Raw genomic sequence first — 13,871 nt, forward strand, 5'->3', positions numbered from 1 at the left:
ATCCTGAGGAGCGCGCCGTTGCGCGCCTCTCGAAGGATGAAAGGCCCCCGCTGCACCAGCCGGGCCTGCATGGTTCGAGACGGCGCTTCGCGCCTCCTCACCATGAGGGTTTACATCTTCGCGCGCTGCGCGATGCCGTCCTTGATCGCCGCGAGCTCTGCCTCATCCCAGATGCCGATCAAGACGCCGCCCTTCACCTGCAGCTGATTGTCGGCATAGGCCGCGATCTTCTCGCGCGGAGTGGTGATGTGGTCGTTCGGATGCAGGGCCCAGTCGAACAGCTCGGCCTGCAACCGCGCGATGATGCCAGCGCACTCCGGGTCGTCGCCGCGATCGACATATTCTTGCGGATCGGTTTCGAGGTCGTACAGCATCGGGCGGAAGCCGGAGGCATGGACGTATTTCCAGCGGCCGTCGAACACCATGAACAGGCGGCAGCGTTCGATCGGCTGGGTCAGCTTCAGCCGCACGTCCTGCATGGCATAGTCGTATTCGGAGAACGCCACCTTGCGCCAATCTAGCGGCGTCGATCCACGCAGCAGTGGCAGCAGCGAGCGTCCTTCGAGAATGTGGCCCGGCACCTTGCCGCCGAAATAATCGACGAAGGTGGGCGCAAGGTCGATGGCCTCGACCAGCGCGTCGCTGCGTGTGCCGCGCGTGGCGTCAGCCTCCTTCGAGGGATCGATGATGATCAGCGGAATCTTCGCCGACTGTTCGTGGAACAGATCCTTCTCGCCCATCCAGTGATCGCCGAGATAATCGCCGTGATCGGACGTGAACACGATCATGGTGCTGTCCAGCAGATCGCGCTCCTCCAAAAACTTCATCAGCACGCTCATCTGGTCGTCGATCTGGGTGATCAGGCCCATATAGGTCGGGATCACCTTCTCGCGGGCCTCGTCGCGCGCCATGTTGCGGGAGTAGCGCATGTCCATGTAGGCACCGAACACCGGATGCGGATTCTGCCGCTCGCGCATCGAGCGGATCACCGGGATCATGTCGTCGGTCGAATACATGCTGGCATAGGGCTCCGGCGCGATATAGGGCCAGTGCGGCTTGATGTAGGACAGGTGCAGGCACCACGGCTTGCCGTCGGTCTCGGCCTGGCTGATGAAGTCCATCGCGCGCCGCGTCATGTAGGGCGTCTCGGAATGCTCCTCCGGCACGCGCGCCGCCTTGTCAGCGTGCACCAGCAGCCAGCCGTTCTGCAATGAGCCGTCCTCCGCTGCGCCGGAATTGGCCCAGTGCTCCCAGGGATTGGTGGCGTCAAAACCTTGGCTGCGAAGATATTCGTCGTATTTCGGACGCGGCCGCCCCGTGGGATGTAGCCCATCGTCGCGTTCATACGGCTCGAAGCCGCATTCGGCGACATGCACGCCGATGATCGATTCCGGGGGAATGCCGAGCGCCTTCATGCCTTCGAGATCGGGCGCCATGTGAGTCTTGCCGACCAGCACGTTGCGCACGCCGATCTTCTTGAGGTGGTCGCCGAGCGTGGGCTCGCCGACGCGCAGCGGCCAGCCGTTCCAGTGCGAGCCGTGCGAGCGCATGTAGCGGCCGGTGTAGAACGACATCCGCGAGGGACCGCAGATCGGCGATTGCACATAGGCCTTGCTGAACAGCACGCCGCGCCTGGCCATGGCGTCGATGTTCGGTGTCTTCAGTGTGGGATGGCCGGTGCAGCCGAGGTAATCATAACGAAGCTGGTCGCACATGATCCAGAGAACGTTCTTCGCGCGCGCCATGCGTCATCCCTGCCGTTTCTTGATTGTTCGATGCTGCGCTATCGCGCTGGCGAAGACAAGCCGGTGATATGTGTGGCCGCAGCCATATACTCCACCGTCGTCCCTGCGAACGCAGGGACCCATAACCACAGGGAGTAATTTGGCGAAGACTCGTCGTTTGGTACTATGACCATCCGCAATCGATAGATCACGCGGTATGGGTCCCTGCGTTCGCAGGGACGACAGTCAAGCCGACCACGGCTCCGCTTCAGCCGCGCTCTTGGCCTTGGCGGACACCGGGCTTTCGCCGATCACCTCCGCGAGCGCGCGCAAGGCCTCCTTCACGCCCTGGCCGGTGGCGCCGGAGAGCAGCAGCGGCGTCTTCTTGGCGGCGCGCTTCAGTCGGTCTTTCTGCTTCTTGAGCTCGTCCGGCTCGACGGCGTCGATCTTGTTCAGCGCCACGATTTCGATCTTGTCGGTGAGCTGGCCGCCATAGGCGTCGAGCTCCTTGCGCACCGTCTTGTAGGCCTTGCCGGCATGCTCGCAGGTGGCATCGATCAGGTGCAGCAGCACGCGGCAGCGCTCGACATGGCCGAGGAAGCGGTCGCCGAGGCCGGTGCCTTCATGTGCGCCTTCGATCAGGCCGGGAATGTCGGCGAGCACGAACTCGCGGCCGTCGGCGTTCACGACGCCAAGCTGCGGATGCAGCGTGGTGAAGGGATAATCGGCGATCTTCGGTCGCGCCGCGCTGACCTTGGAGAGGAAGGTCGATTTGCCGGCATTGGGCATGCCGACGAGGCCGGCGTCGGCAATGAGTTTCAGCCGTAGCCAGATCCAGCGTTCCTCGCCGGGTTGGCCGGGATTGGCGTTGCGCGGCGCACGGTTGGTCGACGACTTGAAATGCGCATTGCCGAAGCCGCCATTGCCGCCCTCGGCCAGCACGAATTTCTCGCCGACTTTGGTGAAGTCGTGGATCAGCGTCTCGCGGTCCTCGTCGAAGATCTGGGTGCCGACGGGCACTTTCAGCACGATGTTCTTGCCGTTGGCGCCGTGACGGTCCGAGCCCATCCCGTTCTCGCCCTTCTGGGCCTTGAAGTGCTGCTGGTAGCGGTAGTCGATCAGCGTGTTGAGGCCGTCGGCGACCTCGATGATGACGTTGCCGCCGCGGCCGCCATTGCCGCCCGAGGGACCGCCGAATTCGATGAACTTCTCGCGGCGGAACGCCACGCAGCCGTTTCCGCCGTCACCGGAGCGGATATAGACCTTTGCTTCGTCGAGGAATTTCATGGGCCATAGGTAGGCCAGCCGGCCCCCTCCGGCAACCCGGATGACCCCGCAAATCGGCCGAATCTCCGCGAATTTCGACCTTGCTTAACCCGGTGGCACGATCCGCATGACCGGGATGTGATATAGCCGATCCGAAACAGGGGCGGGCGTTGCGGATGCGGCGGCGGGAGTTCATCGGAGGCGCGATCGCGGTCGCAGCATTGTCGCGTGCGCACGCGCAAGCGGCCATGCCGGTCATCGGCTTTCTCCATGCCGGCTCGGCCGAGGAGAACGTCAAGCGGCTCGCGGCGTTTCGCAAGGGACTCGCGAGCGGCGGCTTCACCGAGGGGCAGAACGTCGCGGTGGAATATCGATGGGCGTCGGGCCGCAACGAGGAACTGCCGGCGCTCGCGGCTGATCTGGTCCGCCGAAACGTCGCGCTGATCGCGACGCCCGGAAGCACGGCAGCGGCCGTGGCGGCGCGGAAGGCGACGGCGACGATCCCGATCGTGTTTTCGTCGGGCACCGATCCGGTCGCGCTCGGCCTCGTCGAAAGCCTCAATCGTCCAGGCGGCAATGCTACCGGCATCACCTCGCTCAATGCCGAGCTGTCGGCCAAGCGGCTCGGCATCTTTCGCGAGCTCGTGCCGGGCGTGTCGCGCTATTTCGCGCTGGTGAAGCCCGGCTCGGCGCTGGCCGCGCCCTTTGTCGCCGATCTGCAGCACGCCGCGGCGCCGCTCGGCGTCCGCGTCGAGGTGCTCAATGCCGATACGGAAGCCGAGATCGATGGCGCCTTCGCGCAGCTGTCGCCGGCGCGGGGGGCGGGCCTGGTGTTCGGCCCGGAGGGTTTTTTCTACGTCTATCGCGCCCGCATTGCCGAGCTCGCGCTGCGCCACCAGGTGCCCACCATCTTCGACGTCCGCGACTATGTCGAGGCCGGCGGGCTCGCGAGCTACGGCTCGGACTATTTCAACGTGATGGAGCTGGCCGGCCAATACACGGCGCGTGTACTCAAGGGCGCGCGGCCGGCCGAGCTGCCGGTGCAGCAGGCGACCAAGTTCGAGCTCGTGCTCAACCGCAAGACCGCGGCGATCCTCGGCCTTTCGATCTCGCCGACGCTGCTTGCGACCGCCGACGATGTGATCGAATAGCCGCTATCCCGGCCGCCGCCGGATCAGGAATTTCTGCATCCCCTCCAGCACCAGCTCCTTGCGCTGGTTGAACACGATGCTGCGAAGCGTCACCGCACCGGTCGTGCGGCCCGGCACCAGCTCGGTGACCTCGAGCGCCGGATAGATGGTGTCGTCGGCGAACACCGGCTTGAGGAAGCGGCTCGATTGCTCGAGGAAGCCGACCAGGGATTCCTCGACCATGAACGGAAACAGGCCGGCGCCGGGCGCGGTGTGGATCAGGGTCTGGAAGCCGTGGGCGAGCAGCTGCGGCATGCCCCGGCTGCGGCAATATTCCACGTCGTAGTGCACGGGATGGGTGTCGCCGCTCGCGGTCTGGAATGCCGCGAACACAGCTGTCGTCTGGGTCCTGCTCGGCAGCACGAAACGCTCACCGACCACGAAATCCTCAAACCAGCGTTGCGTCGGGATCATGCGATGCTGGGTCGGGTCGAAATCGGTCATGTCGCAGCTCTTTCCTTCGTGGGCCGCTATGGCTACCGCGACGCGAAGAGTGCGACAATCCGTTCAATTCGGCGATGCAGGCTTGTCGCGGCGGCTCACGTCATTAAAACGACCGCAAGCGACTCTCCCAGCCGATTCCTGACGCCTCCGTCATTGCGAGCGCGGGCTCCTCGCAATGACGGGCCCCCGAACTCAGACGCGTTGCAATGCCCCTGTTCAAGAACCTCTCCGCCTATGACGACCGATCGGCGCGCCTCGTCGGCATTGCACTCATGGTGCTGTCGATCTTCATGTTCTCGTTCGGCGACGCCATGGGCAAGTTCCTGGTGGGCACCTATTCGGTGGGGCAATTGCTGTTCCTGCGCGCCTGCGCGGCGCTCTTGTTGCTGTCGCCGCTGATCTGGAAGCAGCGTCACCAGTTCCTGCATCTGGAGCGGCCGCGCCTGCAGCTGTTCCGCGTCGTGCTCTCGACGCTGGAGGTCGCCGCCTTCTTCCTCGCGACGGTCTATCTGCCGCTTGCCGACGTCATCACCTATTATCTCGCCGGTCCCATCTTCGTCACCGCGATGTCGGCGATCTTCCTGGGCGAGAGGGTCGGCTGGCGGCGCTGGACCGCGATCCTGATCGGCTTCTGCGGCGTGTTGATCGCGCTGCGGCCGTCGGCGCAGACCGTCAGCCTGCCGGCGCTAATCGCACTCGGCGGCAGCCTGTCATTTGCGACCCTGATGCTGATTACGCGCAGCCTGCGCAAGACGCCGGATATCGTGATGGCGTCGTCGCAATTCGTCGGCACGTTCTCGCTGGGCGCGGTGCTGTCGGCGTTCAACTGGGTGCCGCCGACCGCCGGCAGCCTCGTGTTCTTCGCGCTGGCCGGCGTCATTTCGGTCACCGCGCTGTTCTGCGTCAACCGCTCGCTCAAGCTGGCGCCGGCCAGCGTCGTGGTGCCGTACCAGTATTCGATGATTGTCTGGGCCGTGATCTTCGGCTTCGTCGTGTTCGGCGACGCGCCGTCGATTGCGACCATCGTCGGCGCGGCCATCATCATCGGTGCCGGGTTCTACATCTATCTGCGCGAGCGCGATCTGGGGCGGGCGAGTGAGGATGTGAATCCGCCGGCGTGATACCCACCCTCCCCTGCCCTGCAGGGGAGGGTGATCAGCGCCCTACCTCATCCGGCGCGCGCTGCTCCAGCTCTTCAGCGACGCCCACACGCCGCGCGACAGACGGAAGCAGTCGACCGGCGTCGAGGAGCCCAGCGCCAGGAAGCGGTGCAGCTGCACGCCGCTCCACTGGAAGCCGCACTTCTCCAGCACCTTGCGCGAGGCGGGGTTGGTGACGCGCGCGCCAGCGTGGAGATGCTCGTCATCGAACTCCTCGAAGAAGAAGTCGATCGCGCCGCGTGCGGCCTCGGTGGCAAAGCCCCGGCCCCAATGCTCGACGCCGAGCCAGTAGCCGAGCTCGGCATTGCCTGGTGTCGAGCAGTCGATGCCGACCATGCCGACTGGCGTGGTGTCGTGCTCGATCAGGAACACGGTCTCGCTGCCGAGCGCGGCGGTGGCGCGGATGAATTCGGCGGCGTCGTCCTGGGAATAGGGATGCGGCAGGCGTCGGGGGTTTTCGGCGACGCGGCGATCGTTGGCGAGCCGGGCAATGGTCCTGACGTCGGCCAGCGTCGGCCGCCGCAAGGTCAGCCGCTCGGTGGCGACGACACCCGGTCTCGCCTCCCGCAAGGTCACGCTCGAGAAATCCTGCAACATGTCCGGCTCCGTGAAAGTCACTAATTCAAAGTGAGCAAAGAAGAAGTGAGCAAGAAAAGGGGAGGCCGGTTTCCCGCCTCCCCTGGAGCCTTCGATCTCAGTGATCTCTAGGACTCCGCCGGTTCAGTCGGGACCGGCGGACTCCAATTTGATCCACCGTCTATTCAGCAGCCTCTGCGATCGGGAGTACCGATACGAAGGTGCGGCCGTTGGCTTTGGCCTGGAACGCAACACGACCCTCGATCTTGGCGAACAGAGTATGGTCCGTGCCCATGCCGACATTAAGGCCGGGGTGCCAGGTGGTGCCGCGCTGACGCGCAATGATGTTGCCGGGAGTGACGATCTCCCCGCCGAACGCCTTGATACCGAGGCGCTTGCCCTTGGAATCGCGTCCGTTACGCGATGAACCGCCTGCTTTTTTGTGAGCCATGGCTCGTCTCCGAAATCCTGCGTAGTTCTAGGTCAATTCCTTGACGGAATCATTTCAAAACGTCTCACGCATCAATTCGTGAATTGGCGTGATCGGCTTTCGTTACTCGGCGGCCTCTTTCGCGACCTTCTCCTTCTTCGGACGCGGGCCCTTGGTGGGCTTGGCGCCGTCAGCCAGGATCTCGGAAATGCGGAGAACCGTGATCTCGTCGCGATAGCCGCGCTTGCGGCGCGAATTCTTGCGGCGGCGCTTCTTGAACGCGATGACCTTGGGGCCGCGCTTGTGGTCGAGCACCTCGACCGCAACGGACGCACCTGCGACCGTCGGAACACCCAGCACCGGCGTGTCGCCGCCGAGCACCAGCACTTCATTCAACTGCACGATCGAGCCGACTTCGCCTTCGATCTTGCCAACTTCGAGAACATCATCCGGGACGACGCGGTATTGCTTGCCGCCGGTTTTGATGACTGCGAACATCGTTCTTTCTCCGTGTTCAATCCCGGCCTCGTGACGGATTGTCCGGGCCGGCTTTTTGTCAGTCGCTATGGGTTTATGTGCATTTTGTGCGGGTGGGACTTATCCCTTTGAAAACCCACGCAAAAACAAGCGGCGCGAGAAACGCCCCGCGCCGGCTGTGGGACTTATAGCCGCCGGACGCTCAGAGTCAAGGAAAAGCAGGCGAAAAGCGCCCGGATTTGAAGGATTTGGCCGTGCCGCCGGCCTTCAGCCGAATCTCGACCGGCTTTGCAACAAACCGGTTCCCCCGCCGTTAGTCCGGCCGGCACACGTAAGCGGGCAAGGGCTCCCATGGCAACCGACGAACTGGTTAAGACGACAACGGGCATCGCCCATCACGGCGCCGAGCGGCTGCCATCGGTGGACATCGACAGTTTCAACATCGAGATGAAGGACGAGGACGGCTTCCTCGGCGACCGCGCCAGCAAGGGCGCGTTCCGTGACATCCTGGACCGCTGGCGCAAGCCGCTGCGCAAGACCGGCGAGGACCCGTTCGGCAAGGAGCCGTCGGAGAGCATCAGCAAGAAGACGCTGGACGCGATCCTTGTCGGCGACGACACCGAGGCTTCCGCGGTCGTGCACAGCGCCATCGAGGACTTCGCGCAGGAGCTCGCCTACGTCACGCGGCGCTTCCTCAAGACCAAGGCCTGGGCCAAGACCGAGCGTATCGTGGTCGGCGGCGGCTTCCGCGATTCCCGGCTCGGCGAGCTCGCGATCGCGCGCACCGAGATCATCCTGAAATCCGAGGATTTCAAGATCGACATGATGCCGATCCGCCATCACCCCGATGAAGCCGGCCTGATCGGCGCGCTGCATCTGGCGCCGTCGTGGATCTTCGAGGCCCATGACAGCATCCTCGCCGTCGACATCGGCGGCACCAACATCCGCTGCGGCCTCGTGGAAACCAGCTGGAAGAAGGCCAACGACCTGTCGAAGGCCAAGGTGGTGAAATCCGAGCTGTGGCGTCATGCCGACGACGAGCCGACGCGCGAGGCCGCGGTGAAGCGGCTCACCAAGATGCTGAAGGGCCTGATCACCGAGGCCGAGGAGGAGGGCTTCAGGCTCGCGCCGTTCATCGGCATCGCCTGTCCCGGCGTGATCAACGCGGACGGCTCGATCGAGAAGGGCGCGCAAAATCTGCCGGGCAATTGGGAGAGCAGCAAGTTCAACCTGCCGGCGAGCCTGATCGAGGGCATCCCGGTCATGGGCGAGCACGACACCGCGATCGTGATGCACAATGACGGCGTGGTGCAGGGCCTCTCCGAGGTGCCGTTCATGCAGGATGTCGAGCGCTGGGGCGTGCTCACCATCGGCACCGGGCTCGGCAATGCGCGCTTCACCAATCGCCGCAAGGAGAACGGCAAGGACCGGGATTCCACGGAGAATGGGAAGAAAAAGAGCAAATCGGACAAGGAGTAACCTTGACCGGTTAGGTTAAGGACCGGATTGCGTTGCGGGATGCGGGCCGCACGCTAGGGTCGAATCGTCGCTTCCACTTGGCCGGCGAAGCCGCCCTTCACGGCCAGTATTTCAATGAGCGGCACCGGGACCGCCAGTGTTTACCGCGTCTGGCGGTCCCACCCCGTTTTTCAGCTCCACCCGATACGTTGAAAGAACCGCGCGATCTCCGCGGCCGCGCGATCCGGCTCTTCCCGATGCGGGAAGTGGCCGACGCCGGGAAACATGTCGAGGTCGAGCGCGCTGAACGTCTCCGAAAGCCGATCGGTCCAGGCATAGGGAAACAGCGGATCGTGCTCCGCCCAGCGCACGCAGGTCGGCAGCTCGATCGGCGGCAGCTTGGACGCTTCGCCCTTCATCATCGCGATCCGGCCGGCATGCGAGGCGCGGTAATGCGCAAAGCCGCCGGCGAGGTTTCCTGGCTTGAAGAAATTGTCGGCGAAGGCTTCGAGGACGTCGTCGAAGGCGTCCTTCCGATGCGCCCAGCCCTTCAGGAAATGGCTGATATAGAGCCGGCAGCTCTCGCGGCTCGCACCGATCAGCGCCGGTGCCATCTCCATCTGGTGGAAGGACTGGTACCAGATGTGGTTGAGCCGATCGGGCGCCGCCATGCGCGGCCCGATCCCGGGATAGACGAAATCGAACAAGAACAGCCCGGCGAGCCGCGAAGGCGCCTGCCGGGCCAGCGGCTGCACCACGGCGCCGCCCACATCGTGGCCGACCACGCCGAATCGGTCGATGCCGAGCTCATCCATCAGCGCCAGCATGTCGGCAGCGTGGCCGTCCGGCCCATAAGGCCCGTCAGGCTTGGCGCTGTCGCCGAACCCGCGCAGGTCAGGCGCCACAAGCGTGAAGCGGTCGGAAAGCCGGGCCATCACCGGCTCCCAGGTCAGCCAGAATTCCGGCCAACCATGCAGCAAAAGCAGCGGTTTTCCGGCTCCAGCGCGGACCAGGTGGAAATCGGCGCCATTGGCCTTGATCGTCAGATGCTCCATGGCAGTTCCCTCCCTAGGGCTGGGCGAGGGGTGAAAGAGGCAGCGGATTTTCCCCTTTCGCGCCTTGTCTGGCCCGCCATCCTCGCCTATTAACGCCCCCAACCACAGGGGCCCCTGCTCCTATATGGCGCCTTCAGGAGAGGTGGCAGAGTGGTTGAATGCACCGCACTCGAAATGCGGCATAGGTGCAAGCCTATCGGGGGTTCGAATCCCTCCCTCTCCGCCAGCTCAGCGACGACGCTTCCAAATAGTTCCGCGAAATCAGCCTGATGCCGGTGCCGTTCGGCCCGCCAGCACCGCCCGTGCCGTCGCCACGAACGCCTGCGCCGCCGGCGACAGCGTTCGCCCCTGACGCTGCAGCAGCGACACCGGACGGGTGAGGGCCGGGCGGACCAGGGGTCTTGCGATCAGCGTCGGGAACTGGTCGGCCGGCAGCATCGTCGCGGGGAGGATGGCGAGGCCGAGGCCTTGTGCGGTCATGGCGAGCGCGGTGTTGATCAGGGTTACTTCATAGGTCGGGTCGAGGCGCTTGCCTTGCACGCTCAGCGCCTGATCGATCTGCATGCGGATCCGGCTCTCGCGGCGCATCGCGATGGTCGGCAGCTGCGCCAGCTCGTCCCATGTCAGGGAACGGCGCGTGGCGAAGTCCGGGGTGCGGCGGCCGATGGCGCTGAGGCGCCCGCTCGTCAGTGTCTCGACCGTCATGTCGGCGAATTCGCCCTCGACGCTGCCGATCGCAAACTCCGCATCGGTCGCGCTCAGGCGCGGCACAAGATCGTCGGCGGCAACATCGCGCATGTCGATCTCGATGTCGGGATGGCCGGCGCGGAATCTTGCCAGCACCCGCGGCAGCAGCGCCGACGCGGCGCCGGCCGAGGCGAGAAATGCGACGCGGCCGGCGCGGGCCTGTGCGAGGTCGCGCATGCGGCGCGACAAGCCGTGCGCATCGCCCAGCATGCGTTCGGCGGCGTCGAGCGCCTCCTCGGCGGCCAGCGTTGGCTGCACCGAGCGGGTCGAGCGGTCGAACAGTTTGACGCCGAGTTGGCTCTCGAGCTGCTGGATCAACAGGCTCGCCGCCGATTGCGTGATCCCGAGCTCGCGGGCGGCCCGCGTGATGCTGCGCGTCCGGTACACAGCCGTGAAGGCCCGCAATTGGCGCAACGTGAGATTCATAGGAAAAGCTTATGAATTGATGAGTTCTTTCCGGCTTATCGCATAAACGAACCTGCAATAAAATGCAGGCTGCGCGGACGGAGAATCCGCAGCAAGGAAGGGAGCGAGATGAAGACACAGGTACTGGTGGTGGGCGCCGGGCCCGTCGGGTTGACTGCGGCGATGGATCTGGCCTCGCGTGGGATCGACGTCGTCGTCGCGGAGATCCGTCACGCCGGCGATCCGCCCAGCGTCAAATGCAATCACGTGTCGGCGCGCTCGATGGAGATTTTTCGGCGGCTCGGCGTTGCCGCCAAGCTGCGCGATGCGGGGCTGCCTGCGGACTTTCCCAACGATTGCTCCTACCGGACCACGGCGACCGGCATCGAGCTCTGCCGTATCGAGATTCCCTCCCGCGCGCGTCGCTACAGCGCGACCGGCGGCCCCGACACCTGGTGGCCAACGCCTGAGCCGCCGCACCGGATCAATCAGATCTATCTCGAGCCGATCCTGTTCAGCCATGCCGCAGCGCAGCCGCGGATCAAGATCCTGGCACGCACGGAAATCACCGACATCGAACAGGACGGCGACCATGTCGTCGCACTCGCGCGCGATCTCGATAGCGGCGATTCGCTTCGCATCGAAGCGTCGTTCGTGATCGGCTGCGACGGCAGCCGCTCCCTTGTTCGCAAATCGATCGGCGCCAGCCTGTCCGGCACGCCGGTGATCCAGCGCGTGCAGTCGACCTTCATCGAGGCCCCGCAACTGAAGGAGTTGATGGGCGCACACGAGCCGGCCTGGATGGTGCTCTCGCTCAATCCGCGCCGCTCCGGCACTACGGTTGCGATCGACGGTCACGACCGCTGGCTGATCCACAATCACCTGAAGCCCGACGAGCCCGAATTCGACTCGGTCGATCGCGACTGGGCCATCCGCGCCATTCTTGGCGTCGACGAGCGCTTCGAATACCGGGTGCTCAGCAAGGAGGATTGGGTCGGGCGTCGCCTCGTGGCCGATCGCTTCCGCGACCGCAGGGTGTTCATCTGCGGCGACGCCGCGCATCTGTGGATGCCCTATGCCGGCTACGGCATGAATGCGGGCATTGCGGACGCCGTCGATCTCTGCTGGCAATTGGCGGCGCATCTGAACGGCTGGGCGCCGGCTGCGATCCTCGATGCTTATGAGGCGGAGCGTCAGCCCATCACCGAGCAGGTGTCGCGCTTTGCGATGGAGCACGCGATGAAGATGATGGCGCAGCGCGGCGGCGTCTCGGCGGAGATCGAGGACGACACGCCGCGCGGTCACGCCGCGCGCGCGGCGCTGGCGAGAGCGGCCTATGACCTCAACGTGCAGCAATATTGCTGCGCCGGATTGAACTTCGGCTACTACTACGATGCCTCGCCGATCATTGCCTATGACGGCGAGACACCGCCGCCCTACGCGATGGGCAGCTTCACGCCCTCCACCGTGCCGGGTGCCCGCGCGCCGCATCTGTTCCTGCGCGACGGGCGATCGCTCTACGATGCGTTCGGCGCCGGCTACACATTGTTGCGCTTCGACCCGGCGATCGACGTGACGCGGCTGCAATCCGCTGCGAGGGAGCGCAGCGTGCCGCTGGCGCTGATCGACATCGCGCCGGAGGAGGCGAACGGCGCCTATGCCGAGAAGCTCGTGCTGGTGCGGCCCGATCAGCACATCGCCTGGCGCGGGCCGATCGCGCCCAGAGATCCACTGAGCCTGCTGGCGCGGATCACTGGCGCTGCGGCGTAAGGCGACTTCAAGCGGACAGCCTGGCGGCGCAAGCCGCCGGCCGTGTTTCAAGAACAAGAGCACACTTGAGGAGGAGAACGTGGTTCACGTTGCAAGGCGCCGCATCCTGGCCGTGCTGACGGCTGCGACCTTCGCCGTATTGCCGCTGCAGGCAGGCCGCGCCGGCTATCCTGAGCAATTGATCAAGGTCATCGTGACCTTCCCGCCCGGCGGCAGCGCCGACACCGTCATCCGCGCGCTCGAGCCTCTCGTCACCGCCGAGCTCAAGCAGAGCCTGGTCATCGAGAACCGCGCCGGTGCCGGCGGCAACATCGGCATGGCCGCGGTCGCGCAGGCCAAGCCCGACGGCTACACGCTCGGTGTTGCGCCGGCGGGCGCGCTCACGGTGAACCCGCACCTCAATGCCGCGATGCCGTTCGAGCTGAAGGATCTCGCGCCCATCACCCTGCTCGCGGAAATTCCCTTTGTGCTGGTCGCATCTGCCAATATCCCGGCACACACCGCCGCGGAGACGATCGCGCTGGCCAAGGCCAAGCCGGGCGCGCTGTCGATCGGGCATGGCGGCAACTCGACGGCGATGCATTTGACGGCTGCGCTGTTCACGCAGAGGACCGGGATCGCCATGGAGCTGGTCCCCTATCGCGGGACCGCGCCGGCGACGGTCGATGTTCTTGCCGGGCATGTCCCCTTCGCGGTGCTGGACATTCCGGCGTCGCGGCAATTGATCCTCGACGGCAAGCTCAACGCGATCGGCGTTTCCTCCGCGCGCCGTCTTCCCTCGTTGCCCGACGTCCCGACGCTGGCCGAGAGCGGTATTGCGGGGTTTGAATCCGTGGGCTGGTTCGGGCTCGTTGCGCCCGCCGGCACGCCCGCGGATGTCATCGGCAGGCTGAACGAAGCCTTCACCAAAGCCTTGAAGGATCCCGCGGTGGCCGAGAAGATCGGGACCTTCGGCGCGGAGCCGGCACCGATGGCGCCCGAGCAGTTCGGCCGCTTCATTCAGAGCGAAAGCACGAAATGGGGCAAGCTCATCAGCGAGGCCGGCATCAAGAACTAGGCGAGGTGTCCTGGCGGGCGAGCAGGCAATCCGCGAGACTTGCCCGCTGACGCGCCGCGCAGCAAACGTCTATGCTTCCCGCTACCATAGCGCCGCTGGCTTGACCCCGCCA

Annotated in this window: 13 protein-coding genes and 1 tRNA gene; 6 read left to right on the forward strand and 8 right to left on the reverse strand. The window is 65.0% G+C overall.

Translation table 11 applies throughout. The features are described from left to right. Positions 1-110: 110 nt before the first annotated feature. Positions 111-1,745: an alkaline phosphatase family protein gene (locus X268_RS33890; RefSeq protein WP_128928974.1), complete on the reverse strand. Its 1,635-nt coding sequence runs from the start codon at positions 1,743-1,745 to the stop codon at positions 111-113. Positions 1,746-1,970: 225 nt separating this feature from the next. After that, entirely contained in the window at positions 1,971-3,011 is a 1,041-nt protein-coding gene (obgE, locus tag X268_RS33895) for a GTPase ObgE (RefSeq protein WP_128928975.1), read from the reverse strand. A 155-nt stretch (positions 3,012-3,166) separates the two neighbouring features. Between obgE and X268_RS33900 the strand changes: the two genes are divergently transcribed. After that, positions 3,167-4,141: an ABC transporter substrate-binding protein gene (locus X268_RS33900; protein ID WP_128928976.1), complete on the forward strand. Its 975-nt coding sequence runs from the start codon at positions 3,167-3,169 to the stop codon at positions 4,139-4,141. 3 nt (positions 4,142-4,144) lie between these two features. Here X268_RS33900 and X268_RS33905 read toward each other — a convergent pair whose 3' ends face one another. Further along, entirely contained in the window at positions 4,145-4,624 is a 480-nt protein-coding gene (locus X268_RS33905) for a MaoC family dehydratase (protein ID WP_128928977.1), read from the reverse strand. A 206-nt stretch (positions 4,625-4,830) separates the two neighbouring features. On the opposite strand from X268_RS33905, the gene X268_RS33910 reads away from it, so the two are divergent. Beyond that, positions 4,831-5,745, forward strand: a complete 915-nt coding sequence (locus X268_RS33910) for a DMT family transporter (protein ID WP_128928978.1) — start codon at positions 4,831-4,833, stop codon at positions 5,743-5,745. A gap of 42 nt (positions 5,746-5,787) precedes the next feature. On the opposite strand, the gene X268_RS33915 is transcribed toward X268_RS33910, so the two are convergent. The 3 genes from X268_RS33915 to rplU all read right to left on the reverse strand — a co-directional run bounded on the left by X268_RS33915 (position 5,788) and on the right by rplU (position 7,288). After that, positions 5,788-6,381, reverse strand: coding sequence for a GNAT family N-acetyltransferase (locus X268_RS33915; RefSeq protein ID WP_164938068.1), 594 nt, complete (start codon positions 6,379-6,381; stop codon positions 5,788-5,790). Between the two features lie 160 nt (positions 6,382-6,541). Further along, positions 6,542-6,811, reverse strand: a complete 270-nt coding sequence (gene rpmA, locus X268_RS33920) for a 50S ribosomal protein L27 (RefSeq protein WP_008538809.1) — start codon at positions 6,809-6,811, stop codon at positions 6,542-6,544. A gap of 102 nt (positions 6,812-6,913) precedes the next feature. Next, entirely contained in the window at positions 6,914-7,288 is a 375-nt protein-coding gene (gene rplU, locus X268_RS33925) for a 50S ribosomal protein L21 (protein WP_128928980.1), read from the reverse strand. 330 nt (positions 7,289-7,618) lie between these two features. On the opposite strand from rplU, the gene X268_RS33930 reads away from it, so the two are divergent. After that, positions 7,619-8,746, forward strand: coding sequence for an ROK family protein (locus tag X268_RS33930; RefSeq protein ID WP_128928981.1), 1,128 nt, complete (start codon positions 7,619-7,621; stop codon positions 8,744-8,746). Between the two features lie 170 nt (positions 8,747-8,916). Here X268_RS33930 and X268_RS33935 read toward each other — a convergent pair whose 3' ends face one another. After that, the gene (locus tag X268_RS33935) at positions 8,917-9,780 is read right to left on the reverse strand and encodes an alpha/beta fold hydrolase (protein WP_128928982.1); all 864 of its coding nucleotides are present in this window, start codon (positions 9,778-9,780) and stop codon (positions 8,917-8,919) included. A 136-nt stretch (positions 9,781-9,916) separates the two neighbouring features. On the opposite strand from X268_RS33935, the gene X268_RS33940 reads away from it, so the two are divergent. Then, positions 9,917-10,006 (forward strand) — tRNA-Ser (locus X268_RS33940). Between the two features lie 35 nt (positions 10,007-10,041). Here the strand turns inward: X268_RS33940 and X268_RS33945 are convergent. Then, the gene (locus X268_RS33945) at positions 10,042-10,953 is read right to left on the reverse strand and encodes a LysR family transcriptional regulator (protein WP_128928983.1); all 912 of its coding nucleotides are present in this window, start codon (positions 10,951-10,953) and stop codon (positions 10,042-10,044) included. A 108-nt stretch (positions 10,954-11,061) separates the two neighbouring features. Between X268_RS33945 and X268_RS33950 the strand changes: the two genes are divergently transcribed. Together X268_RS33950 and X268_RS33955 are read left to right on the forward strand one after the other, a co-directional pair. Continuing rightward, on the forward strand, positions 11,062-12,702 hold the full coding sequence (locus X268_RS33950; RefSeq protein WP_128928984.1) for an FAD-dependent oxidoreductase: 1,641 nt from the start codon (positions 11,062-11,064) through the stop codon (positions 12,700-12,702). Between the two features lie 79 nt (positions 12,703-12,781). Beyond that, entirely contained in the window at positions 12,782-13,759 is a 978-nt protein-coding gene (locus X268_RS33955) for a Bug family tripartite tricarboxylate transporter substrate binding protein (RefSeq protein WP_128928985.1), read from the forward strand. Positions 13,760-13,871 lie beyond the last annotated feature (112 nt).

It is taken from the genome of Bradyrhizobium guangxiense, assembly GCF_004114915.1.
In the GTDB taxonomy this organism is placed as follows: Bacteria; Pseudomonadota; Alphaproteobacteria; order Rhizobiales; family Xanthobacteraceae; genus Bradyrhizobium; species Bradyrhizobium guangxiense.

What these genes read in the sequence shown, in the direction of transcription:
- X268_RS33890 (WP_128928974.1), bottom strand. Translation starts at nt 1,745, where the DNA reads ATGGCGCGCGCGAAGAACGTTCTCTGGATCATGTGCGACCAGCTTCGT.
- obgE (WP_128928975.1), bottom strand. Translation starts at nt 3,011, where the DNA reads ATGAAATTCCTCGACGAAGCAAAGGTCTATATCCGCTCCGGTGACGGC.
- X268_RS33900 (WP_128928976.1), top strand. Translation starts at nt 3,167, where the DNA reads ATGCGGCGGCGGGAGTTCATCGGAGGCGCGATCGCGGTCGCAGCATTG.
- X268_RS33905 (WP_128928977.1), bottom strand. Translation starts at nt 4,624, where the DNA reads ATGACCGATTTCGACCCGACCCAGCATCGCATGATCCCGACGCAACGC.
- X268_RS33910 (WP_128928978.1), top strand. Translation starts at nt 4,831, where the DNA reads ATGCCCCTGTTCAAGAACCTCTCCGCCTATGACGACCGATCGGCGCGC.
- X268_RS33915 (WP_164938068.1), bottom strand. Translation starts at nt 6,381, where the DNA reads ATGTTGCAGGATTTCTCGAGCGTGACCTTGCGGGAGGCGAGACCGGGT.
- rpmA (WP_008538809.1), bottom strand. Translation starts at nt 6,811, where the DNA reads ATGGCTCACAAAAAAGCAGGCGGTTCATCGCGTAACGGACGCGATTCC.
- rplU (WP_128928980.1), bottom strand. Translation starts at nt 7,288, where the DNA reads ATGTTCGCAGTCATCAAAACCGGCGGCAAGCAATACCGCGTCGTCCCG.
- X268_RS33930 (WP_128928981.1), top strand. Translation starts at nt 7,619, where the DNA reads ATGGCAACCGACGAACTGGTTAAGACGACAACGGGCATCGCCCATCAC.
- X268_RS33935 (WP_128928982.1), bottom strand. Translation starts at nt 9,780, where the DNA reads ATGGAGCATCTGACGATCAAGGCCAATGGCGCCGATTTCCACCTGGTC.
- X268_RS33945 (WP_128928983.1), bottom strand. Translation starts at nt 10,953, where the DNA reads ATGAATCTCACGTTGCGCCAATTGCGGGCCTTCACGGCTGTGTACCGG.
- X268_RS33950 (WP_128928984.1), top strand. Translation starts at nt 11,062, where the DNA reads ATGAAGACACAGGTACTGGTGGTGGGCGCCGGGCCCGTCGGGTTGACT.